General features: G+C 39.3%; 27 protein-coding genes and 4 tRNA genes. 13 read left to right on the top strand and 18 right to left on the bottom strand.

The annotated features are described in order from the left end of the window. The first annotated feature begins 49 nt into the window (after positions 1-49). The 5 genes from CFY84_RS05525 to bioD all read left to right on the top strand — a co-directional run bounded on the left by CFY84_RS05525 (position 50) and on the right by bioD (position 4,667). The gene (locus tag CFY84_RS05525) at positions 50-772 is read left to right on the top strand and encodes an alpha/beta hydrolase family protein (protein WP_088823166.1); all 723 of its coding nucleotides are present in this window, start codon (positions 50-52) and stop codon (positions 770-772) included. 67 nt (positions 773-839) lie between these two features. Continuing rightward, positions 840-2,114: an adenosylmethionine--8-amino-7-oxononanoate transaminase gene (gene bioA / locus CFY84_RS05520; RefSeq protein WP_088823165.1), complete on the top strand. Its 1,275-nt coding sequence runs from the start codon at positions 840-842 to the stop codon at positions 2,112-2,114. A 2-nt stretch (positions 2,115-2,116) separates the two neighbouring features. After that, positions 2,117-3,262 (top strand): 8-amino-7-oxononanoate synthase, encoded by a 1,146-nt coding sequence (locus tag CFY84_RS05515; RefSeq protein ID WP_088823164.1) that lies wholly within the window; start codon positions 2,117-2,119, stop codon positions 3,260-3,262. Then, the gene (gene bioC / locus CFY84_RS05510; protein ID WP_171289037.1) at positions 3,259-4,029 is read left to right on the top strand and encodes a malonyl-ACP O-methyltransferase BioC; all 771 of its coding nucleotides are present in this window, start codon (positions 3,259-3,261) and stop codon (positions 4,027-4,029) included. The genes CFY84_RS05515 and bioC overlap by 4 nt, the downstream gene beginning before the upstream one ends. After that, entirely contained in the window at positions 4,026-4,667 is a 642-nt protein-coding gene (gene bioD, locus CFY84_RS05505; RefSeq protein WP_088823162.1) for a dethiobiotin synthase, read from the top strand. Before bioC ends, bioD begins: the two co-directional genes overlap by 4 nt. Positions 4,668-4,708: 41 nt before the next feature. Here the strand turns inward: bioD and rluB are convergent, their stop codons facing one another. From rluB to CFY84_RS05490, 3 genes are all read right to left on the bottom strand, one after another. Next, positions 4,709-5,647 carry a 23S rRNA pseudouridine(2605) synthase RluB gene (gene rluB / locus CFY84_RS05500; RefSeq protein ID WP_088823161.1) on the bottom strand — a complete coding sequence of 313 codons (939 nt, stop codon included), beginning with the start codon at positions 5,645-5,647 and terminating at the stop codon, positions 4,709-4,711. Positions 5,648-6,269: 622 nt separating this feature from the next. Next, positions 6,270-6,887: an L-threonylcarbamoyladenylate synthase gene (locus CFY84_RS05495; RefSeq protein WP_088823160.1), complete on the bottom strand. Its 618-nt coding sequence runs from the start codon at positions 6,885-6,887 to the stop codon at positions 6,270-6,272. 65 nt (positions 6,888-6,952) lie between these two features. Then, the gene (locus CFY84_RS05490) at positions 6,953-7,615 is read right to left on the bottom strand and encodes an elongation factor P hydroxylase (RefSeq protein ID WP_088823159.1); all 663 of its coding nucleotides are present in this window, start codon (positions 7,613-7,615) and stop codon (positions 6,953-6,955) included. 95 nt (positions 7,616-7,710) lie between these two features. On the opposite strand from CFY84_RS05490, the gene CFY84_RS05485 reads away from it, so the two are divergent. The 5 genes from CFY84_RS05485 (at position 7,711) to acpP (ending at position 10,717) form a co-directional block, all read left to right on the top strand. Further along, complete coding sequence (locus CFY84_RS05485; protein WP_088823158.1) at positions 7,711-8,268, top strand: YceD family protein; 558 nt, start codon at positions 7,711-7,713, stop codon at positions 8,266-8,268. Positions 8,269-8,345: 77 nt separating this feature from the next. Further along, positions 8,346-8,528, top strand: a complete 183-nt coding sequence (gene rpmF, locus CFY84_RS05480) for a 50S ribosomal protein L32 (RefSeq protein WP_023273709.1) — start codon at positions 8,346-8,348, stop codon at positions 8,526-8,528. 148 nt (positions 8,529-8,676) lie between these two features. Beyond that, positions 8,677-9,663 carry an ACP S-malonyltransferase gene (fabD, locus tag CFY84_RS05475; protein WP_088823157.1) on the top strand — a complete coding sequence of 329 codons (987 nt, stop codon included), beginning with the start codon at positions 8,677-8,679 and terminating at the stop codon, positions 9,661-9,663. Then, positions 9,660-10,397, top strand: coding sequence for a 3-oxoacyl-ACP reductase FabG (fabG, locus tag CFY84_RS05470; protein WP_088823156.1), 738 nt, complete (start codon positions 9,660-9,662; stop codon positions 10,395-10,397). The genes fabD and fabG overlap by 4 nt, the downstream gene beginning before the upstream one ends. A gap of 83 nt (positions 10,398-10,480) precedes the next feature. Continuing rightward, entirely contained in the window at positions 10,481-10,717 is a 237-nt protein-coding gene (gene acpP / locus CFY84_RS05465) for an acyl carrier protein (RefSeq protein WP_088823155.1), read from the top strand. A 72-nt stretch (positions 10,718-10,789) separates the two neighbouring features. Here the strand turns inward: acpP and CFY84_RS05460 are convergent, their stop codons facing one another. The 5 genes from CFY84_RS05460 to trhO all read right to left on the bottom strand — a co-directional run bounded on the left by CFY84_RS05460 (position 10,790) and on the right by trhO (position 16,886). Further along, positions 10,790-11,806, bottom strand: a complete 1,017-nt coding sequence (locus CFY84_RS05460; RefSeq protein ID WP_088823403.1) for a fimbrial protein — start codon at positions 11,804-11,806, stop codon at positions 10,790-10,792. After that, entirely contained in the window at positions 11,803-14,340 is a 2,538-nt protein-coding gene (locus CFY84_RS05455; protein ID WP_088823154.1) for a fimbria/pilus outer membrane usher protein, read from the bottom strand. The genes CFY84_RS05460 and CFY84_RS05455 overlap by 4 nt, the downstream gene beginning before the upstream one ends. 60 nt (positions 14,341-14,400) lie before the next feature. Further along, positions 14,401-15,129: a fimbrial biogenesis chaperone gene (locus tag CFY84_RS05450; RefSeq protein ID WP_088823153.1), complete on the bottom strand. Its 729-nt coding sequence runs from the start codon at positions 15,127-15,129 to the stop codon at positions 14,401-14,403. A 61-nt stretch (positions 15,130-15,190) separates the two neighbouring features. Continuing rightward, entirely contained in the window at positions 15,191-15,718 is a 528-nt protein-coding gene (locus CFY84_RS05445; protein ID WP_088823152.1) for a fimbrial protein, read from the bottom strand. A gap of 235 nt (positions 15,719-15,953) precedes the next feature. Beyond that, positions 15,954-16,886, bottom strand: a complete 933-nt coding sequence (gene trhO / locus CFY84_RS05440) for an oxygen-dependent tRNA uridine(34) hydroxylase TrhO (protein ID WP_088823151.1) — start codon at positions 16,884-16,886, stop codon at positions 15,954-15,956. Between the two features lie 122 nt (positions 16,887-17,008). Between trhO and CFY84_RS05435 the strand changes: the two genes are divergently transcribed. Continuing rightward, a complete protein-coding gene (locus tag CFY84_RS05435) occupies positions 17,009-17,494 on the top strand; it encodes a DUF1289 domain-containing protein (RefSeq protein ID WP_088823150.1) in 486 nt (161 codons plus the stop codon). Positions 17,495-17,910: 416 nt separating this feature from the next. Here the strand turns inward: CFY84_RS05435 and pth are convergent, their stop codons facing one another. From pth to CFY84_RS05385, 10 genes are all read right to left on the bottom strand, one after another. Then, positions 17,911-18,489: an aminoacyl-tRNA hydrolase gene (gene pth, locus CFY84_RS05430; RefSeq protein ID WP_088823149.1), complete on the bottom strand. Its 579-nt coding sequence runs from the start codon at positions 18,487-18,489 to the stop codon at positions 17,911-17,913. A gap of 22 nt (positions 18,490-18,511) precedes the next feature. Further along, positions 18,512-18,808, bottom strand: a complete 297-nt coding sequence (gene rplY / locus CFY84_RS05425; protein ID WP_088823148.1) for a 50S ribosomal protein L25 — start codon at positions 18,806-18,808, stop codon at positions 18,512-18,514. A gap of 94 nt (positions 18,809-18,902) precedes the next feature. Then, positions 18,903-19,856: a ribose-phosphate pyrophosphokinase gene (locus CFY84_RS05420; RefSeq protein ID WP_088823147.1), complete on the bottom strand. Its 954-nt coding sequence runs from the start codon at positions 19,854-19,856 to the stop codon at positions 18,903-18,905. A gap of 36 nt (positions 19,857-19,892) precedes the next feature. After that, positions 19,893-19,967: transfer RNA gene (locus CFY84_RS05415), tRNA-Gln, on the bottom strand. Positions 19,968-20,060: 93 nt separating this feature from the next. Further along, positions 20,061-20,135, bottom strand: a tRNA-Gln gene (locus CFY84_RS05410). A gap of 20 nt (positions 20,136-20,155) precedes the next feature. Further along, positions 20,156-20,230 (bottom strand) — tRNA-Gln (locus tag CFY84_RS05405). Between the two features lie 29 nt (positions 20,231-20,259). After that, positions 20,260-20,334 (bottom strand) — tRNA-Gln (locus tag CFY84_RS05400). Then, positions 20,333-21,169: a 4-(cytidine 5'-diphospho)-2-C-methyl-D-erythritol kinase gene (ispE, locus tag CFY84_RS05395; RefSeq protein WP_088823402.1), complete on the bottom strand. Its 837-nt coding sequence runs from the start codon at positions 21,167-21,169 to the stop codon at positions 20,333-20,335. The genes CFY84_RS05400 and ispE overlap by 2 nt, the downstream gene beginning before the upstream one ends. Positions 21,170-21,185: 16 nt before the next feature. Continuing rightward, complete coding sequence (gene lolB / locus CFY84_RS05390; RefSeq protein ID WP_088823146.1) at positions 21,186-21,767, bottom strand: lipoprotein insertase outer membrane protein LolB; 582 nt, start codon at positions 21,765-21,767, stop codon at positions 21,186-21,188. Further along, positions 21,751-23,484: a tetratricopeptide repeat protein gene (locus tag CFY84_RS05385; protein WP_088823145.1), complete on the bottom strand. Its 1,734-nt coding sequence runs from the start codon at positions 23,482-23,484 to the stop codon at positions 21,751-21,753. Before CFY84_RS05385 ends, lolB begins: the two co-directional genes overlap by 17 nt. A gap of 86 nt (positions 23,485-23,570) precedes the next feature. Between CFY84_RS05385 and hemA the strand changes: the two genes are divergently transcribed. Continuing rightward, positions 23,571-24,863, top strand: coding sequence for a glutamyl-tRNA reductase (hemA, locus tag CFY84_RS05380; RefSeq protein ID WP_088823144.1), 1,293 nt, complete (start codon positions 23,571-23,573; stop codon positions 24,861-24,863). Between the two features lie 271 nt (positions 24,864-25,134). Beyond that, positions 25,135-25,392, top strand: coding sequence for a hypothetical protein (locus tag CFY84_RS05375; protein WP_088823143.1), 258 nt, complete (start codon positions 25,135-25,137; stop codon positions 25,390-25,392). Positions 25,393-25,421 lie beyond the last annotated feature (29 nt).

Here is a 25,421-nt window from a genome sequence, read left to right as displayed (position 1 = left end):
TAGCGCGTTCAGCTTTATAATGGCAGCTCAACCACCATGTATGTGAGCCATGAGCACAGGACGTATTTTATTAATTACAGGTTGGGGGGTAGGAGCCACAGCGTTAATACCTTTGCAGTCTGCTTTACAACAACAAGGGCACCAAGTCCAATTATTTGATTTTTTTGATGCTGAGCAAGATATCTACTGTGCAGCACAAACAGCAGATTTAATTGTTGGTTGGTCACTGGGTGGGCAATTGGCCATATGGTGTGCAGCAAGATTATATCAGGACACTCAAACAGCACCGAAAATAATGACCTTAGCGTCGAATCCTTGTTTTGTTGCTAAAGAAAACTGGCCTTATGCGATGTCAGTGGAACAATTCTTTCAATTTAAAACACAGTTCAATGACCACCCTGCACAGACATTAAAACAATTTTATTTTAATATTTGTCGTGGCGAAGCTCAGTTAAAAGCGGCGGCTTTTACACTGCAATCACATGTAACCACCCCGCCTTTTGATGCTTTACAACATGGGCTCTCTCTGCTTGAAACTATCAATGCTTTACAGACACTTGAGTTTCCAATCACAAGCCACCATTTGTTTGCAAGCAATGACACTCTAGTACCTAGCCAAGTTCAACATGCATTAAAACAGGTCATACTATCGCCTAGGCTGACGACTGCAACAATGTCAAATGTTAGCCATGCTTTTCCTGTTTTGCATCCTCATGCAACAGCAGATGCAATTCATGCTTTCTTGCAACAAGAACACCAAATATTTGACTGATCTGGCAATAGTATGTTGTCAATAAAACTTCTAATATGCAAAGCAAATTCAGACAATGAGTACAGGCATGGTAGATTCATTCGATCAAACACATTTGTGGCATCCTTACACGTCAATGACTCATCCGCTGCCTACGTTTAAAGTTAAACGGGCATATGGTACGACCATTGAACTTGAAGATGGACGGCAACTGATTGATGGAATGTCATCATGGTGGTGTACCATTCATGGCTATAATCATCCTGAACTCAATCAAGCCGTGATTTCTCAGCTTGAAAAAATGTCGCACGTTATGTTTGGTGGATTAACACATGACCCTGCCATTGAGCTTGGTAAAGTTTTATTAAAAATCACACCACCACAATTAGACAAAATTTTCTATGCAGACTCAGGTTCTGTTGCCGTTGAAGTCGCACTCAAAATGGCAGTGCAATATTGGACAGCCCAAGGGAAAACTCAAAAAACCAATTTTGTCTCGACACGCTCGGGTTATCATGGTGATACATGGAATGCCATGTCCGTATGTGATCCTGTAACTGGCATGCATCAGGTCTTTGGTTCTGCATTACCTACTCGCTATTTTGTACCTGCACCAATCAGCACTTTTCATGGAACATGGCATCCATCTGATATTGAGCCTTTGGCAGAAACATTAGAAAAACATCATCATCATATTGCTGCAATGATTATTGAGCCGATTGTACAAGGGGCAGGTGGGATGCGTTTTTATCACCCTGAGTATTTACGTCAGGCCAAAATACTGTGTGAGCAATATCAGGTACTGATGATTTTTGATGAAATTGCGACAGGATTTGGGCGTACAGGTCAATTATTTGCTTGGGAACATGCAGGGGTTGAACCTGATGTAATGTGTATTGGTAAAGCATTGACAGGGGGATACATGACCTTGGCAGCAACCTTAACCACTAAACATGTGGCAGACACCATTTCACAAGGTGAAGCTTCGGTATTTATGCATGGACCCACCTTTATGGCCAATCCTTTGGCTTGTGCAGTGGCACTTAAAAGTACCACCATGCTTATAGAGTCGAATTGGCAACAGACCATCTCAGATTTAGCACAGACTTTAACGCAGTATTTACAGCCTTTATCTGTATTGTCTACTGTCGCTGATGTACGTGTTTTAGGTGCAATTGGCGTAGTAGAAATGAAAAATGCCGTCAATATGGCACAACTTCAAGATTTATTTGTAGAAAATGGAATTTGGGTTCGTCCGTTTGGTCGTTTAATTTATGTTATGCCGCCATATGTGATGACCAAAAGTACATTGCAAACGTTACTGACTAAATTGGTTGATGTGATTGAGCAAATCAAGGAATAGTCATGTCATTATTACAACATTACGAAGATCAGCTTACACGGTTAAAGCACAGTGGTAATTTACGAACATTAACCACCAATGTACAGCAAGCGCGCTGGATTACCATTCAGCAGCATACAATGCTGAATCTATCATCCAATGATTATTTGGGTTTAGCCTCAGATTTAGATTTACGTGAACAGTTTTTATCTCAATCTTCAGCATATTTAAGCAGTTCTTCATCACGTCTATTAACAGGAAATTTTGCTGCATACGAGGAATGTGAAGATGTCATTGCCAAAGCATTTGGGCGAGAGGCATTGCTCTTTAATAGCGGCTACCATATGAATTTGGGGATTCTACCTGCAATCACAGATGCAAAAACACTCATTCTTGCGGATAAACTCGTACATGCAAGCATCATTGATGGTATTCGTTTGAGTTCAGCCACCTATGTGCGCTACCGACATAATGACCTTGTTCATCTACAGACTTTACTTGAAAAATATCATGATGATGCAGCAATTGAACGCATTATTGTGGTCACAGAAAGCATTTTTAGTATGGATGGAGATGAAACTGATTTAACCGCCTTAGTGAAATTAAAAGCAACTTTTTCAAAAGTTATGCTTTATGTTGATGAAGCCCATGCCATTGGTGTACGAGGCGAGCGAGGGTTAGGCTGTGCAGAACAATACCAAGTCATGGATCAAATTGACTTTTTAGTCGGAACATTTGGTAAAGCATTGGCATCTATTGGTGGATATTTGATTTGTCATCAAGTCATCAAGCAGTACTTGATTAATACCATGCGACCTTTAATTTTTAGTACAGCATTGCCACCATTAAATGTGGCATGGACAGCTTATGTATTTGAGCATATGCAAAGTATGGTGGCTGCACGAAGCTATTTGAACCAATTGAGCCATGATTTACAGCAACAAGTCCGTTTAAAAGGCTATAGTTCTCCATCGAGCAGTCATTTGGTTCCGATTATTGTGGGAGAAAGCGATGTTGCATTGTCTAAAGCCAACGTCTTGCAACAGCATGGCTTTTATATTATGCCGGTACGTCCACCAACTGTACCTAAAGCAAGTGCACGCTTACGGATCTCATTAAATGCATCTATACAGCAAGCAGAGCTTGCACAATTGGTTCAAATCTTGTGAATCCGATTGATAAAGATAAAGTGAAGCAGCGCTTTACCAAAGCCAAAGACAGTTATGCTGAACATGCGATTGCTCAACAACAAATTTGTCAGCATTTGGCAGAGCAGATTAATCTGTTTTTTCCCACTGATGTGCAATCTATATTTGAAATTGGATGTGGTTCGGGTACGTTAACACAGCTTTTGCTCAAGAATATTCAGCCTCAGCATTATATTGCCAATGATTTATATGAAGATGTGATTGAATTACAGCCGAAAGCAGATACATTGTCTTTTTGTATTGGAGATATTGAAACCATCACACTGCCACATCCTTTAGATGCAGTGGTTTCAAGCTCGGCTTTACAGTGGATGCAAGATATTCAACAGGTCTTTAAGCGAATTCATAAGGCTTTAAAGCAGCATGGTGTGTTGGCATTTTCAATTTTTGGTGAAAGAAATTTGCATCAAATGAAAGCATTGACAGGACAGGGCTTACATTATTTATCATCAGCTCAACTTTGCGCTGAGTTAAAAGAGATTGGCTTTGAAATTTTATATCTGCATGAACATGATATTGATGTGAATTTTACCCATCCTTTACACGTGCTTAAACATTTAAAAGCCACAGGTGTTACTGCAAACACCACAGATTTTGTGTGGAATAAACAAAGCTTAGCGCAATTTTATGCAGATTATGCGCAATTTGCTCAGCCACAAGACACAGGATTAACAGTATATCCTTTGACTTATCATCCAATTTATATCATTGCACGGAGAGTGATATGACAGACAATGTTTATTTTATCAGTGGAATTGATACTGAAATTGGCAAAACCTATGCCACAGGATATTTAGCACAGCAATATGCAGCGCAAGGGCAGCAAGTCATTACCCAAAAGTTGATACAAACAGGCAATGAAGCTGTATCTGAAGATATTCAAATGCATCGAAAAATTATGGGAATTGATTTTTTAGCAGAAGATCATGCGGGTTTAACCATGCCAGAAATTTTTAGCTATCCTGCATCGCCACATTTGGCTGCAGAAATTGATCAGCGTGAAATTGATTTTGCTAAAATTCAAGCCGCAACACACACACTGTCTGAACGTTTTGATGTGGTTTTACTTGAGGGCGCAGGTGGGTTGATGGTGCCGCTCACTCGTCATTACTTGACCATCGACTATATTCAAGCACAAAAATTGCCAGTGATCTTGGTTACATCAGGTCGGTTAGGCAGTATTAACCACACACTGCTCAGCTTACAGGCATTAAAAGCACATCAGGTGGTATTACATGCAATTGCCTATAATTTAAATGATGATGCAAAAGACCATCTTATTGCAAAAGATACCAAAGCTTATTTATATGATTATATGATTAAAAACTTTCCAAAAGCACTTTGGATTGATATTCCACAGCAATAAAAAAATGCCTCGGTTGAGGCATTTTTTAAACCCATTGCAGTTTAACGTTTGTTATGACGATTCTGTGGTGAACGCTGCTGGTTTTTCTCAGAATTTTGCTGACGTGGTTGTTGTGATTGTGAAGGCTGTTCGTCTGTACGATGCTGCTGACGTAAATAACCACCACGGCGTGCAGGCATTGGTTTTTCAACCATTTTTTCCGCACGGCGTTTTGCAATACCAAACAAGCCTGTACCTTGACGTGGCTTTAATTCCACAAGTTTAGCAAGTGTATCGATGTCATGCTTATCTAGCTCAGTCCAACGTCCTGTACGCAATTCACGCGGTAAAATTACAGTACCATAGCGCGTACGCAATAAACGGCTGACTCTTAATTCTTGTGATTCAAATAAACGACGTACTTCACGGTTACGTCCCTCTTTAACCACAACTTGATACCAACGGTTAATTCCTTCACCACCAAGATCAGAAATTGACTCAAACTTAGCAGGACCATCATCAAGCTCAACACCTTGAATCAGTTTTTGGCGCATTTGAGGAGTTAATTCACCCATTACGCGAACTGCATATTCACGCTCGACTTCATTTGATGGATGCATTAAACGGTTTGCCAACTCACCATCGTTGGTAAACATCAATAGGCCTGTACTGTTAATATCTAATCGACCAACCATCACCCAACGGTCATTAGAAATTTGCGGCAAGCTGTCAAAAACAGTTGGGCGCTGTTCAGGATCACTGCGTGAACAAATTTCACCCTCAGGCTTATAATAAATTAATACACGACGGCGAATTTCTTCTTCAAGCTGAAATTGTACTTTACGTCCATCAATTCGTAATTCATCACCTTGTTCAATTCGTTCGCCCACTTGAGCTACTTTACCGTTGACGCTTACACGACCTGCGGCAATGACTTCTTCCATGTAGCGACGAGACCCAAGTCCAACGCGCGCTAACACCTTTTGTAGTTTTTCACTCATAACAGCATAACCTTAGAATTAATAACCTGCAGTCGATCTTTCTGACAATGCACGATATATGGATGGAATATATAACGTGCAGACGATACAGGGGGGCAATTGGCTTAAAACCATACACCAAAAGCAAAATTTAAATGTGGCGTTGTTACTAACAATGCCGATCACATCATAGAGCCAAGTTTACATACGGCAAGCATTGCTTTTAAATTGCGCCAATTGGGCGATAGTGCTTTCATATGCTGACTGACTCAGTCACAATAACGACATAGTAATTGCATACTATATGGCAAATTGCGGCTGTTTTATGCAACAGGTTTGGTGTCATATATGACATGTTGCTACAAATAAAGCATTTTAGGGTATCTAAAATATATAGGATAGTGGGTAAGGCAGAAAAGACGCTAAATAAAATATAACGAGGTCAATGTTTTAAAGTAAAAAAGATTAAAACATATCAAATTAGTTATAAAAAACATTGGTTTTTTTATAACGGTGACGAGGCTATAACGCTTTTTTTCGATGTACTTATTTACAAATATTATAAAGCATTGGTTTTTTAGACAGAATCGATGTTTAAAAAACCATAGTCGCTGTTCTACTGAGAATAGTGGTTCATCTGATCCTAATCAAATGCGCTTACATCACCTGAACCATGACGAATTACCGCTGGTGTCTCAGTAGATAAATCCACAATACTGGTTTGGTTGAGTGTGCCAAAACCACTATCAATGAATAAATCAATCCGTTTGCCTAGCTGCATTTCAATTTCATAAGGATCATCAAGTGGATCTTCTTGATTAGGTAAAATTAAAGTACTGGTTAACAATGGTTCACCAAGTGACTGTAAAAGCATTTGACAGACTTTATTTTCAGGCACACGTAAACCAATGGTTTTCTTTTTAGGGTGCATTAAACGTCTAGGAACTTCGCTGGTTGCAGGCAAAATAAAAGTAATGGCCGATGGTGTGTGTGATTTAAGCAACCGATAAGTTGGATTATCAACTTTCGCAAAATTGGCTAAATGAGATAGATCACTACACAAGATCGAATATTGGTGTTTTTCATTCAACTGGCGAATTTGGGCAATACGGTCAATTGCGCTTTTATTACCAATCTGACAGCCAATTGCATACGCTGCATCAGTAGGATATACCACTACACCACCTTGACGAATACAATCTACAGCCTGCTCAATTAGTCGAGGTTGTGGATTGTCAGGATGGACTCTTAAATGAAGCATCATGGCTCTCCAAAGTGACCTGTAAAGTCTATATTATGAAACGAAATCATTGAAAACACCAATGATTAATCAAGTGCAGACCTTAAAAACTCATCTGGATTAAGCATGTTGCCATCTCGAACCGACAGACAGATAAAATGAATAAAGTGTAGGGCATCACGAGGGAGTGATTGTTCACCTGATAAATAACGAGATACCTGTAAATACACGTGGTCTTTAAATGCAGTACTGTCGGTCGCATCACCGGTTAAATTATCTAAAGACACGCGAAAAGGGCGATCAAATGCACGGGAAAAAAGCCACTCAATGGCTTGTGGTTTAACTTCAACTTGTTCAAATTGTTGCTGTTGTTCTTGTGTACGACCATCAGGTGCATACCAATAGCCTAAATCAGGTAACGTACGACGTTTTGGCCCGGCAATGGTCCAATGACTAATTTCATGCAAAGCGCTATTGAAAAAACCATGGGCAAATTGAATTTGTGCAGCTGTATTTTTGGTTGCAGGAAAATATTCAGGTTCATGCTCACCACGAATTAATTTCACATTGTGATATGAAAACCAATGATTAAAGTGTAAAATAAGCCAATCCACTTGAGATGTTTCATCGCTCAAAGTCGACCAAGCTGCTAATTTAACTTGGTTTTTTGTAAGATGAGTGTCCAATTGGCAAAGTGTCGTGTTAAGTGATGAAAAAGAAGGTTTTGACGCTGGTTGAAGCATTTTCATGACTTAATCGACTCACATGTTCTGTTTTAAAGTAAGAAATTGTATCTTAAACTTTGACAGAGTTCTGATGAATTTGTAGAATTGCCGCCTTAATTATGTCAGCAAATACCTTTCCGGCACACATTGAGCCGTTTAAATGGGCTGAACAAGGCTTTACATGGTCAGGAACACTGCCCCTGTCTCGCCTTAGTCGTATAGCTCGTGAAACAGTTGGATCAGTTGAAAATCAACAGGTTCAAGTAAATTGTAAGCTATCTATGGACGCATACTTACGTCTAGTATGGTTAGATGCGCATATTGAAACCCAAGCGCCTTTAGAGTGCCAACGTTGTTTGGAAACTGTAAAGGTTGATTTAGTTTCAGATGTTCATTTGGCACTGGTAGAGGATGAGTCACTGATAGAGCGCTTGGATGAGGATGCTGATTTCATCGTTCTTGGCGAAGGCGAGTCTTCCACAAAAGGGACATTTGATGAACCTGCTGTGGTGAATTTGCTCATGCTTTTAGAAGATGAGTTATTATTATTGATGCCATTGTCCCCTAAGCATGATGCTTGTGAACATAAACATCAACCTAGTGAACAGGACGTTGCTGAAGAAAAACGGGATAACCCGTTTGATATTTTGGCAAACTTGAAAGGTAAACTTAACTGAGAAAGTATGTTATACTTTCACAAAAGAACCTTTTTGTTCTGATCTGATCCTTTTTTCGATTTATGTAAGGAGCCATCATGGCTGTTCAGCAAAACCGTAAAAGCCGCTCTCGCCGTGATATGCGCCGTTCTCATGACGCTTTAACCGAGAATGCATTAACTGTAGACCAAGCGACTGGTGAGACTCATCGTCGTCACCACGTAACTAAAGACGGTTTTTACCGTGGTCGTCAATTGTTCGCTAAAGCATCAGCTGAATAATTGGTAAGATCAAGGCAACTTGATTAGAAAAGGGAGCGCAAGCTCCTTTTTTGTTGCGTGAAATGTTGCATTTGGCAATTAAAAAGTACAACAAATAATGATAAATTGCTTGGCCTAACTTCAATAGAAGATCAAAAAGGTATTGAATATGTCTGCTATACGACTCGAGCAGCTGGCTCAAGCGGAAAAAACTGCATTTGTTTTTCCGGGCCAAGGCTCACAAAAAGTTGGCATGCTGGCTGATCTTGCAGAACAATTTAGCGAAATAAAAAACACTTTTGCTGAAGCATCTGATGCTGTTGGTTTTGACTTATGGCATATTGCACAGTCAGGCAAAGGTTTAAATCAAACACAAAATACACAACCGGTATTACTGACTGCAAGTATTGCATTATGGCGCTTGTGGGTGTCTTTAGGTGGTGTTGCACCAAAATTCCTAGCGGGACACTCTTTAGGTGAATACAGTGCCTTGGTTGCAGGACAAGCGCTGACATTGACTGATGCGGTAAAGCTTGTACATTTACGTGGCCAATTAATGCAAAGTGCTGTGCCTGAAGGTCAGGGTGCAATGGCTGCTATACTAGGCTTAACTGACTCACAAATTATTACTTTATGTGAGCAAGTGTCACAAGCAAATGCAGGCAGCGTTGATGCTGCGAATTATAATACCAAAGGGCAAGTGGTAATTGCAGGCGCAACTCAAGCCGTGAACGATGTAATGGCATTGGCTAAAGAGCAAGGCGGAAAGGCGATTCCATTGCCTGTTTCTGTTCCATCACATTGTGCATTGATGAAACCTGCTGCTGAGCAGTTTGCCCAAGCGTTGGAACAAACTGCCATTGAGTTACCTCAAATACCTGTTCTACATAATGTGAATGCAGCGATTGCAACGAGTATTACTGAGCTTCGTTCATCACTAACTGCGCAGCTATATCAATCGGTACAATGGACCAATACTATTCAATCATTACAAGATCAAGGCATTGTATATTTGGCTGAATGTGGACCTGGAACTGTATTAAGTAACATGGCAAAGCGTTTACCTGGTATTGAAAAAACTTTTTCATTAGATACTCAAAGTCGGATTGAAGATGCACTCCAAGCGATTTTAGTGGCAGAAGGAGAAAATGTATGACACAAGAACAACGTAAAGTTGCATTAGTCACTGGTGCAAGCCGCGGTATTGGTGCGGCAATTGCAAAGCAACTGATTCAAGATGGATATTTTGTAGTTGGTACAGCCACATCACAAGCGGGTGCAGATGCACTAACCGAGCAGTTTGCTGCACATGGTGAAGGCGTTGTTTTAGATGTTCGTGATGCTGCTGCCATAGATGCTGTTGTGACTGCAATTGAGCAGAAACACGGTGCTGTACTCGTGCTTGTCAACAATGCAGGTATCACACGTGATAATTTATTGTTGCGTATGAGCGAAGATGACTGGGATGACATTTTAAATATACATTTAAAAGCAGTATATCGTTTGTCTAAACGTGTATTAAAAGGTATGACTCGTGCGCGCTTTGGTCGTATTGTTAATATTAGTTCGGTGGTTGCACATTTTGCTAATCCAGGACAAGCAAACTATTCTGCAGCAAAAGCGGGCATTGAAGCGTTTAGCCGTAGCCTTGCAAAAGAAATGGGAAGTCGTCAAATCACAGTGAACTCAGTTGCACCTGGTTTTATTGCGACAGAAATGACAGATCAGTTGAGTGATGACATTCGTCAAAAAATGACAGAACAAGTTGCTCTTGGTCGTTTAGGTAATACACAAGACATTGCCAATGCGGTAAGCTTTTTAGCAAGCGAGCGGGCAAGTTACATTACTGGAACGGTATTACATGTAAACGGCGGTTTATACATGGCTTAAATAGCCTGTGAACTTCCATTATATTCAATATTCAATTAAACTAACGGCATTTTAAAACGCCACAAGCAATGAGGAGATCTCCTGTGAGCGATATCGAACTACGTGTTAAACAAGCGGTTGCTGAACAATTAGGTATGCGTGCTGAAGAAATCAAAACTGATGCATCTTTTACTGATGATTTAGGGGCTGACTCTTTAGATTTAGTAGAACTAGTGATGTCTTTTGAAAATGATTTTGACATCACAATTCCTGATGAAGATTCAAATGAATTGACAACAGTTCAAGCAGCAATTGATTATGTAACTAAAAAATTAGCGTAATTGCTTAATTTTTTAAAAAAGCCACGATGATCGTGGCTTTTTTATTGTTGAATTAAACGACATATCAAGTCATTATTGATAATCTATCGTAATGGTTGCAATGGCTCTCACTTGACCTGCGGTGACTGTATTTTCGGTTTGATAATATCTTGCACGGAGTGGGACATTATATTGAGCGACTTCATTCGATGAAACTGTGCCGAGTTGAATATTGCCACCATTGGCTATTGCTTGGCTATTGTTTTGATAGTCTGAAACAATTTGTACACCAACACCGCGAGCTTTGGTGCTATCAGGTGCTGAATTCATAATCACATTAGCGTTTGATGTATCTTGAGTAAAACCAAACTTTAAACTGATGCTGTTTTTTTCCTGAAACCCTGTATTATTATTTCCACCATTACATAAAATATTAAAATTAAATGCTTGATTACCCTGAGTCGAACCTATACCAGTAAAGGCTGCTTTTGTTACTGTTGGCAGGGTAATGGTTTGATTGCTTGCCCCTTGAATTGCACAAGATGACGAAGCAATAGTGATGGTATTACCATAGACTGTACTGGTCAAAAAAGGACTGCCTGGGTGGCTATTGCTGTGGTATGAACTATACCTTCCTGGCATCAATGCACCAGAGCCTGTTTGTGTATCTGTCTTTATAATTTCCACAGAAAAATAGCCTGAAGCTAAACGGTAACTGGTGTTGGTATTAAGTTGTATTTGATAGGGATAATACCCTGAAAAATTAGATGCATTCTCAGCTTCTCGATATAAACGAATACCAATGCCTGGAATATTGGTGTTATAAATTGAGTCGCCAATATTACTTTTTGGATAGCTTTGCGATAATTGGGCAATAATTTGGCCCCCGCGACGATCACAGTTATAAATTGAGTTATTGGCGGTAATTGGAAAGCTTACTTTTTTAAGCACAGTACCCACAGTATCTGTTGGACGAACCACAACACGGCCCACAGACATTGCAATATCAATTGTGCTAAATGATTGGTTTGGTGTACATGCAGCATATGTTGATAACGAATAGCCAGCACTTAGTCCACCGAGTAAAGATAAAAGAGCAAGTTTTTTCATTTGCATATGGCCTCGGTCATAATCATATTGGCTTCGTGTTTAACCTGATCTTGAATGTTGTAATGAATATGACATTGTTCTGATGATTCTGTTCCCCATTTCACGGTTAAATCTCCAACAGAATCTTTGCTTCGTAAATAAACTAAGCTGCCTTGTGCCACCATACCGACCACTTCATTGTTGGCGTTATAAACTTCAGCGGCAAAAGGCAATGTGGACTGATCTTCACGTTTACTTTCAATATAAATGGCATAACCAGATTTTGTGCCAAAACTGACCTTAGAGATTGCACCTGCATATGGGGCAATACGTTGGCTGGTTTCTTCAAGTTCAACATGATTCGACATATCTTCAGGGTCTAATACAATGTCATTTAATCGATACGGGGTGAGGTAGGGAATTAATGCATAACCTGCATGATTAATATGTAATCCTGTAGCATTGTTAACCCTTGCCCCCGCTGCATCTGGTGCATAAACAATAGCCATAGTTTGACCTTGATCTGCACCAAATAATAAGCCTTTGGCATGACCAATCACACTACCACGTACATTGAGCATGGTTTGTTTAATAGCATTTGACTGATTATAAGAAACACCAAAGGTTGCATAGTTGGTTTTGTATGCACCATTTAAATTCCATGACGTGTTGTTATTGTCTTGGCGTGTGACCGCTGCACCATATTGTAAGCGATCATTTGCAATACCATTAATTCCAAGCGTTTGGTTATTATCAGCCACAGATGCATTAACATTGGCTGAATATTTTTTAAAGCTAAGAGGGAAGCTGAGAGTGAATAGATATTCTGTATCGCGTTTACTATTTTGCGCTGTTGTAGACTGTAATTGGCGCTGCATTGCAGAGAGACCGTAAGTCATACTTTTAAATTGATTACTGTAACCGACTTGATATTGCTGTGCTGTTTCATTGCGATTCCAATAATCTTGCCATGAACCTATCATATACAGATTTCCCCAACCATCTGGCAAGCTTTGGTTTAAGGTCATCTGAAATTCACCGCGTTGCTTACCTACACTTGATGCACTTACCCCTTGGCGAGTCAAATCTTCAATTAATATAGCGTCGCGTAAATTATAAAAATTTTCTGTAGAATAACGATATGCAGCAAGCGTTAAATTGGTATGTGTTGGAGTAATAAGTTTACTGTAACTGACTTTGAAACTTTGGCCCGATTGTGTCTCGTGGTTTACTCGTGTTTGCGCTTGCGTTGCATCAAAAGAAATAGCACCGATAGGTGTAGAAAAAGCACTACCGAGGGTCGCTGCAAAGTAGTGATTGGTACTTTGTATTCCCATATAGCCGGTTATATAGTTGTTCAAGCCGCGTTGATATTTGCCTTGGAAAATTAAAGGCGATAATCCGATGCCTTGATCACGAAATTGACCAATAGTAAAAGCGTACCGGTTCATACGAGGTCTAAGCATTTGGACAACAGAGGCATAAGGTACAGCAAATTTTTGAATTTGTCCGTCAGATTCAATCACGGTAACATCAATTGCACCACCAAAACCGGTTGGATACAAGTCATTGATTTCAAAAGGTCCTGGCGATACAGTCGTTTGATAAATAAGTTGCCCTTGTTGTCTAATTTCGACTTTGGCCGTTGTTTTTGCATTGCCTCGAATTTGTGGTGCATAACCTTGCATACTGTTTGGAAGCATACGGTCATCGCTTGAAAAATCAATTCCTCGGTAGCCAATAGAATCAAATACCTCACCACTGGTATGGCTATCTCCAACCGTCAGTACACCACGGTAGCGTGGAAATGATTTTTGAATATAGGTACTGGTTGTATTGTATTTTGCTTGTTTTTGATCAGCAGATTTTGCGCTTGTCCATTGCCATTGTCCAAAATGGCGTAATTGCCAACCGGCTAAGTTCCATCCAGCCGCAATACTCATAAAAGCATTTGATGTATCCGCAGAAATATTATTTTGAGTACGATAGGCACTGGCACTATATGATAAAAAACCAGCATTGATTCCTTGATCCCAAATACTTGGGTCAACATAGCCTTGTGCATTTTTTTGCATGGCAATCTGTGGAATAGAAATATCTAAACGTAATGATGATGAATCAAAGTCATAAAATGCATTTGGAACCCACTCATCAATGGTTTTGCAGCGATCATCTGTTTGTAGGTTTTCAATGGATTGACTTAAAGCATCTTTCTTCACCCCAAAATTAAGTAAAGTGGTTAAGTCAAAACAGGTGATAGCATTATTTTGGTTTTGAATACTTTTAAATGTAAATTTTCGCTTACCGAACCAATTGTTGTTGACATAGACATCAACATTATATTCTCCAGGTAACACAGGATTATTGTATTTAAAGCGAGACACATCAATTTTTTTAGCATCGCCCATTAAAAATACAGAATCAAAATCAGCTTCTTGCAATGCTTTATCTTCTGAGTGTGCAGACATTGAGATACTAAAAAATGCCATGCCACATAGGAGTGGATAGCCGATTTGATGTATTAAAAACTCTTGTGTTACCTTTTTTTTGGCCATGACTCACTCTTCTCATACATGATGAGCTTGAAAATTGAAGTTGAATTCTAAAAGTAAGCGTTATTTGAGCGTTATTGGATGTTCGACACGACCGCCATAATCATTAATTGTAATAAAACTAAATTGACGTGTATCACTTGGTGTTACAGGAATATCTTGTTGTGAAAAAGGCTCTAACATCAGACCTTTTGGGGTAATATCGGTTTTTTGACGTAATTTCTCCGTAAAAACAGAGGTAATGGTGATATAAAATGGAGTTGGATTTTTTACGTGTAATAATGCACCTTGTTTTGTCCATTCAAGCTTTTTAGGCGCATGGACAGCTTGTTCTTGTAATGCTGATGGACGGTAAATGAGTTTTACACGTGAGCGAATAGCAAGTTGTAATGCATTTTCAGGTGTTTCATTTTTTTCTTTATGTGTTTTTGGTGGAATATCAAGTACATTTAACCAATACATCGTTTCTTGGTTTTGCTTTACTTTTTGTATACTTGGTAAGGTTGAAATACGTAAAGTTTGCCCTTTGGTTGGATCTACTCGAGTAATTGGTGGAGTAATCATAAACGGTAGTTTTACTTGGTCTGGGGTACTTTCTGGATTTCCATCATCAACCCATGCTTGGACGAGGGCAGGTCGTGTACCGTCATTACTAATTTGTAAGGTGACTTCTCGAGCATCAGATGGATAAATGACACGTGTGCCATGTAATACAATTTCTGCATGACTCATTGGGGGAATAAGACAGATCCCAGTCACAAGCAACTTTAAAAATGAGTTAAATTTACGCATTGCAATGCCCCCTACACAGTAGTTAGAGAGGGATAAATGAAAAGCATTTATCCCAAATTTATTATTGGTAGATAATGGTGTATTGAACTGAAGTGGATACAGTACCTGCAGTTGTTGCACCTGTTGCATAATATTCAGTGAAATAACTTAAATCTGCTTTTCCAGCTGTTACATCAACCCATTGCGAGTTGGCTTGTGCATTTGCTGTGCCTCTTGCAAGAATTGGAATAAATGCATTGTTATTATTTAAAAGTTGTACTTGTACATTCGTTGCTGTACCAGACACATTATTTAAACGTCCAGTATTAAAATCTACATTCACACCAGGTTCAAAGTAAGTTGCAACCTTACCATCAGAACATCTTTCAAGGTTAATTGTAAATGGCGTACGGCCTGCAACATCTCCTGCATTTGCAAGAGTTTGTTTTGAAACAGTTGGTAAAGTGACGGTAAAGTTCTTACCAGCAGCTGTGACAATATTACATGTTTTGTCTGTAACCAAACCATTGATTGTGATGATTCCATCAGCTGCATGGGTGGCACTTATTGCAGTCACAGATGTCAGAGATGCGAGTAGTATTTTTTTCATCTTTGTTACCTTTCGGGTGTTTAGATTGGGGACTTACACAGAAGTGTTAAAGTAGTCACATTTTATTAAAATATGACTAAAAATACAACATAAAATGTCTTAAAAGTATTACTATGTGTTTTATTGTGATAAAGTGTTATTTAATCTAGATTTATTTTGAAATTTAAGGTTGTTTTACTCAGTATGTAACAAAAAAACTGCACCATAGGATGCAGTTTTTTGTAAAAATCAAACTTTATAAGCGTTTGCGCTTTGCCGCTACAATTTGAGATTGGCGCATGCGAAAATTATTTTTTTGTTGTTCTGAGGTCTTTTCAATACAATAAAGGCAAGAGACACCCAACTCATATGTTGGTAATGCCACCTCTTCTGGTGTTAGCGGCCAACCACATGCATGACATTTTACATTTTCACCTTCTTGCATAGCATGGGTTACAGCAGTTCGACCATCAAATACAAAGCATTCACCTTCCCATAAGCTTTCTTCAGCAGGCGTTTCTTCTAAATATTTTAAAATGCCACCTTTTAAATGATAAACCTCTTCGAAGCCTTCTTGTAGAAGTAATGATGTTGATTTTTCACATCGAATACCGCCAGTACAAAACATCGCAATTTTTTTATTTTTATGCTCAGCCAATTGTTTTTTGACATAATCAGGAAATTCACGAAAGCTTTCAGTTTTTGGGTCTACAGCATTTTTAAATGTTCCAGCTTTATATTCGTAGTCATTACGTGTATCGACAATAATCACATCATCACGTGAAATAAGATCATTCCATGCTTTAGGATCAAGATAATGACCGACCAAATTACGTGGTTTTACATCGACACCCAAAGTCACGATTTCTTTTTTGAGCTTAATTTTCATTTTTCGAAATGGCTTGTCAGAGCTATGTGATTCTTTATACTCCATGTCATTAAAACCTGCATCAAGTAAAAATTGATGCATAACTTGAATGGCATGTTGGTCGCCTGCTATTGTGCCATTGATTCCTTCTTTTGCTACAATAAGAGTTCCACACAGGTTGATCGTTTTTACTATATCAAGAAGATTTTGCTGTAATTGGGCAGGATCTTTGACTTCTTTAAATTGATATAATGCGGCAACAACCCAAGGTGTGGTCGCTTGCTGTTCTACAGGTGCAAGCTGTTCTACAGTAGCGTTCATAGCGAACTCCAATCGTATAATGAAGATGAAATTTTAAAGCGCATATTTTACCGTGAAAGTTTTAAACATGCGAGAAAACCATACAAAAAATATGGATTATTAGTCATTTTAAGGAGACTCAGTTGAGTAAAGATCATCGAATACCCGCGTTAACGCCTTGTGCAGGACGCTGCTCCACTGTGTTTGGTGATCATGTTTGTCGCGGCTGTAGACGCTTTAACCATGAAGTCATTCGATGGAACAATTATACTTCATCTCAGCAGTTGGCTGTATGGCAGCGATTAGATGAACAACTCGATCATATTTTACCCAATATGCTGCCACATATGCAGTTGAACCAAGTCCACGCTTTTTTAGACAGCAAACGCATTCGCTTATTACCTGAAGCAACGTTAGGGCGTAAGTTGTATCATGCCTTAAAATTATGTGAAAAAAACATTCATTTAGCAGAAGAGAGCGGGCTTGGTATTCAATCTGACCAAGTGAAACCACTTTGGCGTGTATTTGAAGATAAGGTACTAAAATTGGCACAAGCCAGTTATGAATTGGCATGGATTCGAGCACACAGTATGGGTAAAAAGCTTATTCAGATGCACGAAGAACAGTAACATATCGTTCATCCCCACAAGAATATAGTTGTAATATGACGCACTGTATTCTTTGCATTGATATAGACCAAACATGGCTTAAATGATGAAAAAGTGATTGTCATTGAATCAAGCAAACACTGTAACAGTTATATCGCGCCATAGATGTTTGCTCAATGTGCGATAGCTTCATTGATTGCTAAGATGCCGAAATAATTTTTATTAAGAATCGAGTGAGTGATAAAACGAGTACAGTTGCGATAATTCAAGTATGACCTTTTTAATATGCTTGAATGCCTGCTCAACTCATTCTGCTAAGAAGGGCATACGAACCTTTTATAATGCCGTACATGAATGACAATTTTACAGTGGATTTAAAATTTTAACAGACGAAACAATAAATTATAAAAAATCAATGCATTGCAAATAGTGATTGATTAAGGTTTATATGCATTTATTTTGTTCATTGCTTGCGGTACATCGCCTTCAACCAATAGGTTGGTATAACTTAAAGCATGATGAATTGCATCATCCATAAGGCGTTGTTCACTTTGAGGCGCTTTACCTAAAACATGATTAGATACCAGTTCTTTTGATCCTGGATGGCCAATTGCAATACGAAGTCGATGAAAATTTGCCCCAATATGCGGCACAATATCTCTTAAACCGTTATGACCACCATGACCACCACCTGTTTTTAGGCGAATGATACCAGGTTGTAAATCAAGTTCATCATGTGCAATGAGGATAGATTCTGGCGGAATTTGATAAAATTTGGAGAAGGGGACAACACTTTGACCAGATTTGTTCATATATGTCTGTGGCAATAATAAACGGACATCTTGTCCATGTATTTTTCCACGACCTGTATATGCAGAGTATTTATGGTCGGCTTTTAACGCAATACCATATTGTTCTGCCAAACGTTCGACAAACCAAAAGCCTGCGTTGTGTCTGGTTTGGGCATACTGTGAACCAGGATTACCCAAACCGACAATGAGCGAAATTTTAGTCACTAAATTTAAGCTCTTTTACCAATTAAGCACGTTTAAAGTCAGCGTGCATTGGTGTTTCTTTTGATGGGTGACGCTGTAATGCTTGAATTTTTACAGTTTCAACTTGATCACCAATTTTAATTTCAATTACATCAGTAAAGAAAGCATCTTCTTGTAAGAGTCTTACAAGTTGACGTAATTCAAGTGTAATTGTTACTGGCGCTGCATCACCACCATAAATGATTGCTGGTAAAGAAGCTGAATGGCGAAGGCGGCGGCTCGCACCTTTCCCTTGTTCATTGTCAGCGCGAATTTGTGCGTCTAATACAAAATTAGCCATGAGATTATCCTCATTAAGTGAAGTTAAACCAAGCTTGCGACCAGCTTGGTTAGAAAAACCCTTATTGAGTATTCAATAAGGGCTGTTAATTTTTTTAAATATAACTATCAAACATTGCACTGATCGATTCTTCGTTATTAATACGACGAATTGTTTCAGCCACCATGCTTGTCACAGATACTTGGCGAATTTTACCAAGTTCTAATGCTTCTTGTGAAAGTGGAATGGTGTCAGTAACCACCAACTCATCAATCACAGAATTGCGTAAATTCTCAATTGCTTTGCCTGATAATACAGGATGAGTTGCATAAGCGACTACGCGACGTGCACCAAATTGCTTAAGTGCGTCAGCTGCTTTACACAAAGTTCCTGCAGTATCTACCATGTCATCGACAATAACACAGTCACGGTCTTTTACATCCCCGATCAAATGCATCACTTGTGATACATTGGCTTTTTGGCGTCTTTTATCGATAATAGCAAGATCAATGTCACCCATAAGTTTTGCCACAGCACGTGCACGTACAACACCACCAACGTCAGGTGAAACCACCATTAAGTTGTCATGTTGTTGTTGACGTAAGTCAGCAAGTAACGCAGGGGTTCCGTAGATATTGTCTACTGGAATATCAAAGAATCCTTGAATCTGGTCGGCATGCAAATCAATCATGACAACGCGGTCAATCCCGACAGTTGTTAGCATATCTGCTACAACTTTCGCAGTGATTGGAACACGTGCAGAACGTGGACGTCTGTCTTGACGTGCATAACCAAAATAAGGAATAACAGCTGTAATACGTCCAGCACTTGCACGACGCAAGGCATCGGCCATGACTAAGATTTCCATTAGGTTATCATTCGTTGGCGCACAAGTCGGCTGAACGATAAAGACATCTTTGCCACGCACGTTTTCAGTAATTTCAATAGCGATTTCGCCATCTGAAAATTGCGTAACAGAAGCTGAGCCTAAAGGAACATGTAAATGGCTTACAACTTTTTGAGCGAATTGTGGATGAGCATTTCCACTAAAAACGACAAGATTGGGCATGAAGCACCCTTGGCGGTTGGCATGTTTAGTAAAATATGGCAGGGGTAGCTGGATTCGAACCAACGGATGGCGAGATCAAAACCCGCTGCCTTACCACTTGGCGATACCCCTAGTATGTGCAGCACTTTAAGGTTTTTACATAAAATTGTCAATAAGATTTGACAACGAATAAAAACATAGAGGCTGTCTTTCTGGTGAAGCAATTGGCAGGGGTAGCTGGATTCGAACCAACGGATGGCGAGATCAAAACCCGCTGCCTTACCACTTGGCGATACCCCTAAAGTTTATTTACATACATATGGCAGGGGTAGCTGGATTCGAACCAACGGATGGCGAGATCAAAACCCGCTGCCTTACCACTTGGCGATACCCCTAGTATGTAAATGTCAGATGGATGTGTTAATGGCAGGGGTAGCTGGATTCGAACCAACGGATGGCGAGATCAAAACCCGCTGCCTTACCACTTGGCGATACCCCTATAACACGGGCAAACTTGCTGCATGTACAGGAGACTCTTTTAAACTTGATACCATATACGATTGACATGGCGCATGTTTTAAAATGAAGTCAGTGTCCATTTGCTTATTTACCTCAACAAAAACACAAGCACCTGTTCCTGTAAGCTGTGCACGTCCAAAGGTATTTAGATAGTGCCAAGCTTCATTTACTTCTGGATAAAGTTTTTTTGCGATAGGCTCAAAACAATTTTCAAAAGTAGATGGTGTTTGTTGATAGGCGCAAAATTTAGAGGGCTTGGCGTCTCTTGTCAATGATTTTTCTGCAAAAAGCGTTTGAGTGCTGATAAAACAGTCAGGTTTTAAGACAATGTATTGTTTTTGAGGCAAGTCGATGCAGGTTAGCTTTTCTCCAATTCCTTCAGCCCATGCAGATGTGCCATGAATAAATACAGGTACATCTGCACCCAATTGCATGCCAAGCTCAGCCAATTGTGCATTGCTGAAATGACATTGCCATAATTGATTTAAAATAAGCAGGGTGGTTGCTGCGTTAGATGAACCGCCACCGAGTCCTGCCCCCATTGGAATGTTTTTTTCTAACTGAATTTGAACACCATACTGACGCGTTGCATATGGCTTTAAGAGCATTGCAGCTTTATAAATTAAATTATCTTGCACATCGACTTGGCTTAGACCATGGATTTGAATCTCTTGAGAAGATGTTTCATGAAATGAAAGCCAATCATAAAGATCGATAAGCTGAAAAATCGTTTGTAATTCATGATAACCGTCTGCTCGGCGGCCGGTAATATGCAAAAAAAGATTCAGTTTTGCAGGGGATGGAACACGTAAAATTGCTTGCATAAGAGGATTATCTATTTTGAATGACCATCGTAATACGGTTTTCTAATTGGCTTGACAGCGGTTGTTGCAAAATAAGTTTATTTGGTAGGTTGTTTAGACCATTATAGGATAACGAAATGATCCAACCTTCTTCTTTAATCTGAGTAATTCTTTGCTGTGAATCACGTTCAAGAACGGGCTTTTTGGTGGCAGGTTGTCCTTGTACCCAAGACACTAAATAGGTAATTGGTGCTTGCCAACCTGTGGCTTGTTCAAGCAGCTCTTCAGGCGAGTCTGAGGTGATGGTTCCTGTACGAGCACTGGTTAATGTAACTTGATGTGCTGTACCTTCAATATGGGTTTTCCCAATACCTAAAATACCTGTTAAATCAATATTAAACGCATCACCTTGTTGTTGCCAATCAAAAAATGCACTGCCTGATTGTTGAGTAGTTTTGACCCCAATTTTACCTTGAATAGAGAAATTATTTTTTTCAGCGATTTGCTGTGAGGGTGAAGGTGGCGTTGGTTGAATATAGTTTTGACACCCTGACAGCGTCATTAGGCTTGTCATTACGATTGCCAAAGAAATTTTATTGCTGACGAGCATGTTGAACATGACCTATGCTTGATTTTAACGGTAACAGCGATTGTAGCTGTAAAATATCGTTGTTGTCAGGGAACTTCTTTTGCAATTGTTTAAACAGTGTTAAGAAGTGATGGCTATTGCCTGATAGATATAACGAACGCGCAAGCCGAATTGCCGTTTTTGGGTTTTCATTGAGTAGATAGGCTTTTTCTAATACAGGAATGGCTGTTTTATAATCATTTTGTAAAAATGCAATATATCCATAGGTATCTAAAATTGAAGCTTGATCAGGTGCATTATTTAATGCACGCTCAGCATATTGGCGTGCATCGTCTAAACGTCGATTTTGTAATGCCAAGGTATAGGCATATGCATTGAGATAAGTTGGGCTGTTGGGTTCAATCTCAAGCAATTTGTTGAGGTCTTTTTCAAGTAAGACACGATCTTGAAATGGGTCAAGTAAAATAACTTGTGCATAAATTAAGTCGGGGTCATCAGGTAAGTTTAAAATCGCTTCGCTTAATAATTCAATTGCAGCAGGTTTATCTTGTAGTTTTTTTAAGATATCTGCCTGAAGTTGGTATAAAAAACTGGCATATTGCGGATAATTGACACGTTCTTGAGTTAAGAAGCGTAAAGCATCACCTAACCGATTTTCTTTATCATAAATATTAATCAAGCTACGTCGGGAAACAGTATATAAGCTGCCACCAACTAGCCTATAATAAGCAATTGCAGTTTCATAATGTTGCTTTCTTTCAGCGTTAACAGCCAAATAAAAGCTGGCTTCATTTTGATATTGCGCAGAATTGCTCAATTGTAATAAGTAGTGTTCAGCAGCTTCATAACGTTTTAAGTCAATACTTGTGAGTCCTGCAATAAACAGTGCCTCATCGGCATGGGGCCATGTATGAGCAATCGCTTGCAGCTTAGCAAGGGCAAGCGCTGGTTGGCCATTACGAATCAAGTATTTTGCCTCAGCAAGTCTCACTTCATAGTTATGATGATGTGTTTGGCTTGATTTTTGGTACCATGCTTTGGTTGCTTCCACATTGCCTGATGCATCAAGTAAATTGGCTTTAAGCAGAATAAAGCTTGTTACATTTGGTCGCTTGTTTAATGCCACCTGAATGTCTTTGAGCGCCTGTGCAATATCGTTATTTTGCGCTTCTAAGTTGGCGATTAACACAATAATGGATGGGTTATGCTTGGCTCGACTTTTACGTAAAGTATCAAGTAAAACATGACGATCTTGTGGGCTGTCAGGTGAAATCCCTGCTAAAATTTCTGCAAGGTCAGCATCCGAGTCAATGTTTAAAATTTTATCTAATGTTGCCGCAGTGAGTTCGTATTTGTGTGATTTTAGTGCGATATGTGTTAAATAGAATAGTGCAGGGACATCAGAGGGATCTTGCTGAACCCAATGTGTTGCAATATTCAAAGCAGCATGAAGATTGTTTTCTTCTAATGCAATATCAAGTGCACGCTGTTTTGCAATGGTTGAGTCAGTATGAATGGCAAGCTCACTGTAGTTTTGAAGTGCGCGAGCAGGTTGACCATATTGCATTGCAAATTCAGCAATTAAGCTTTGCTTTAACGGATAGGCATTATAGCGTTGAACTATACTTTGCGTATCGGCTTGAGCAGGCATACACACAGCAATGCTACCTAAGAGCAAGAGTGTGTTAGAATAGCGCCGAATGACCATGCCGGTCTGCTGACGGGTGATTTGCTGCAAAGTTTTATCCAAATTTTAGCTTATTTATGATACTTATGATGCACAATAGCACATGCACAATTTTTGTTAAATGATGATATGACCACATGACGTTTTTTGCCCTTGGTGTCAACCATCATACCGCCTCAGTTGAACTTCGTGAACGCGTTGCATTTAATGCTGAACGCTTGGGCGATCTATTGCTTCAACAAGCACAACAAAGTGACTTGAATGACTTGGTAGTGGTATCGACATGTAACCGTACAGAAATTTATGCCAATGCTGAGAATCATGATGTCTTGCTTCATTGGTTGGCAAACACCAATGGCATTGATATACATCATCTGATGAATCATGTGTATCGGTATGAAAATATTCAAGCGGTATCACACTTAATGCGTGTGGCAAGTGGTTTAGATTCTTTAATGCTGGGTGAACCACAGATTTTAGGTCAAGTAAAAACAGCTCTTTCCTTAGCCAAAGAAAAGGGCACTGTTTCAACAGCACTGGGTCGAATATTTGATTATGCATTTTATGCAGCTAAACGTGTTCGCTCTGAAACTGCGGTCGGTAGTCATGCAGTGTCGATGGGATATTCGGTGGCTCAGTTGGCATTGCAAGTGTTTTCACATCCTGAAAAACTTGTAGTGATGGTGGTTGCGGCAGGAGAAATGAACAGTTTGGTTGCAAAGCATATGGCTGACTTAGGGGTTGCGAAGATTTTAATTTGTAACCGCGGTGCAGAACGTGCTCAGCAGCTTGCAAGTGAAATTTCAGCCCATGTGGATGTAGAAATTATTCCGTTTAATGCGTTAGCAGATCATTTACACCGTGCTGACGTCATTTCAAGCTGTACAGGCAGCTTACATCAAGTGATCGAATTTAAACCCATCAAAAAAGCGCTAAAACAGCGTCGTTATCAGCAAATGTTATTGGTTGATTTGGCAGTACCCCGTGATATTGATCCTGAAGTGGACAGTTTAGATGGCGTTTATTTATATGGTGTTGATGATTTACAAAGTGTGATTGAAGATAATCTGGCACAACGACGCCAAGCAGCTGTTGAAGCTGAAATTATGGTTAACCAATTGGCAACACAATTGGTGTCACAACAAAAAATTAAACGTGCTGGTGGCGTGGTTGCAGCTTATCGTGATTCAGGTCATCATTTACAACAACAAGAGCTGGCGCTTGCCCTTGCGCAGCTTGAGCAAGGTGAAAACCCTGCTGAGGTAATGCAAAATTTCGCGCATCGCCTGACCAACAAGTTACTTCATCCAACATCATTATTATTACGTGAGGCAGCCAAAGAGGATGAGCCTGAATACTTTGATTGGTTAAAAGAAAACTTACAAGAAATCTTAGTGAATGGGCGTGCAGCGAAGAAAAATAAACACTAATGTCTAGGCATTATGTGACAGTGTTTATGTCAATCTTTAAATTTGAACGCTATAGTCACTTTTTATTTATTTTATAAATAATTGTTTTTAAATAATTATTTTAAATGGATTGCTTGTGATACAGTTTGTGTAAGAGGGCGTCTATTGGCAAAAAAGCACAATTGGTTATAATCAAACCATAAGCAAATAGATTGTCATGTAAGTATCAATGTTGACCTGAGGGTGGTTCTCAATTGAATTCATGATGATGATGAATTGAGGAGATGTGACCATGAAAAATAAAGAAATTAATCAATTGTTACAGCAAGTACTTGAAAACCAATATGTACAACAAGGACGTCTTTATCAACAGTCAATGATGACTAAATGTGTAGATAAAGCAGAGCAATTAAAACAAGCTTTACCTGAGCATATTAAACTCAATCTACCAAATATTTCAATTGGCGTATTTGATGGCGAATTTGAAGAAAAAAACCAAAGTTTTATTGAGCAAATCAAAAAAACAGGGTTAGGCAAATACATCAAATAAGTTATTAAGCAAAAACGCTGTTCAGTTGA

The organism is Acinetobacter apis (assembly GCF_900197575.1).
In the GTDB taxonomy this organism is placed as follows: Bacteria; Pseudomonadota; Gammaproteobacteria; order Pseudomonadales; family Moraxellaceae; genus Acinetobacter; species Acinetobacter apis.
This window is presented reverse-complemented; position numbering and strand designations above follow the sequence as displayed.

What these genes read in the sequence shown, in the direction of transcription:
- CFY84_RS05450 (WP_088823153.1), bottom strand. Translation starts at nt 15,129, where the DNA reads ATGCGTAAATTTAACTCATTTTTAAAGTTGCTTGTGACTGGGATCTGT.
- CFY84_RS05525 (WP_088823166.1), top strand. Translation starts at nt 50, where the DNA reads ATGAGCACAGGACGTATTTTATTAATTACAGGTTGGGGGGTAGGAGCC.
- CFY84_RS05490 (WP_088823159.1), bottom strand. Translation starts at nt 7,615, where the DNA reads ATGAAAATGCTTCAACCAGCGTCAAAACCTTCTTTTTCATCACTTAAC.
- rluB (WP_088823161.1), bottom strand. Translation starts at nt 5,647, where the DNA reads ATGAGTGAAAAACTACAAAAGGTGTTAGCGCGCGTTGGACTTGGGTCT.
- CFY84_RS05515 (WP_088823164.1), top strand. Translation starts at nt 2,117, where the DNA reads ATGTCATTATTACAACATTACGAAGATCAGCTTACACGGTTAAAGCAC.
- fabG (WP_088823156.1), top strand. Translation starts at nt 9,660, where the DNA reads ATGACACAAGAACAACGTAAAGTTGCATTAGTCACTGGTGCAAGCCGC.
- CFY84_RS05420 (WP_088823147.1), bottom strand. Translation starts at nt 19,856, where the DNA reads ATGCCCAATCTTGTCGTTTTTAGTGGAAATGCTCATCCACAATTCGCT.
- lolB (WP_088823146.1), bottom strand. Translation starts at nt 21,767, where the DNA reads ATGCTCGTCAGCAATAAAATTTCTTTGGCAATCGTAATGACAAGCCTA.
- fabD (WP_088823157.1), top strand. Translation starts at nt 8,677, where the DNA reads ATGTCTGCTATACGACTCGAGCAGCTGGCTCAAGCGGAAAAAACTGCA.
- rplY (WP_088823148.1), bottom strand. Translation starts at nt 18,808, where the DNA reads ATGGCTAATTTTGTATTAGACGCACAAATTCGCGCTGACAATGAACAA.
- bioD (WP_088823162.1), top strand. Translation starts at nt 4,026, where the DNA reads ATGACAGACAATGTTTATTTTATCAGTGGAATTGATACTGAAATTGGC.
- hemA (WP_088823144.1), top strand. Translation starts at nt 23,571, where the DNA reads ATGACGTTTTTTGCCCTTGGTGTCAACCATCATACCGCCTCAGTTGAA.
- CFY84_RS05485 (WP_088823158.1), top strand. Translation starts at nt 7,711, where the DNA reads ATGTCAGCAAATACCTTTCCGGCACACATTGAGCCGTTTAAATGGGCT.
- CFY84_RS05445 (WP_088823152.1), bottom strand. Translation starts at nt 15,718, where the DNA reads ATGAAAAAAATACTACTCGCATCTCTGACATCTGTGACTGCAATAAGT.
- rpmF (WP_023273709.1), top strand. Translation starts at nt 8,346, where the DNA reads ATGGCTGTTCAGCAAAACCGTAAAAGCCGCTCTCGCCGTGATATGCGC.
- CFY84_RS05460 (WP_088823403.1), bottom strand. Translation starts at nt 11,806, where the DNA reads ATGAAAAAACTTGCTCTTTTATCTTTACTCGGTGGACTAAGTGCTGGC.
- bioA (WP_088823165.1), top strand. Translation starts at nt 840, where the DNA reads ATGGTAGATTCATTCGATCAAACACATTTGTGGCATCCTTACACGTCA.
- CFY84_RS05375 (WP_088823143.1), top strand. Translation starts at nt 25,135, where the DNA reads ATGAAAAATAAAGAAATTAATCAATTGTTACAGCAAGTACTTGAAAAC.
- CFY84_RS05495 (WP_088823160.1), bottom strand. Translation starts at nt 6,887, where the DNA reads ATGCTTCATTTAAGAGTCCATCCTGACAATCCACAACCTCGACTAATT.
- CFY84_RS05455 (WP_088823154.1), bottom strand. Translation starts at nt 14,340, where the DNA reads ATGGCCAAAAAAAAGGTAACACAAGAGTTTTTAATACATCAAATCGGC.
- trhO (WP_088823151.1), bottom strand. Translation starts at nt 16,886, where the DNA reads ATGAACGCTACTGTAGAACAGCTTGCACCTGTAGAACAGCAAGCGACC.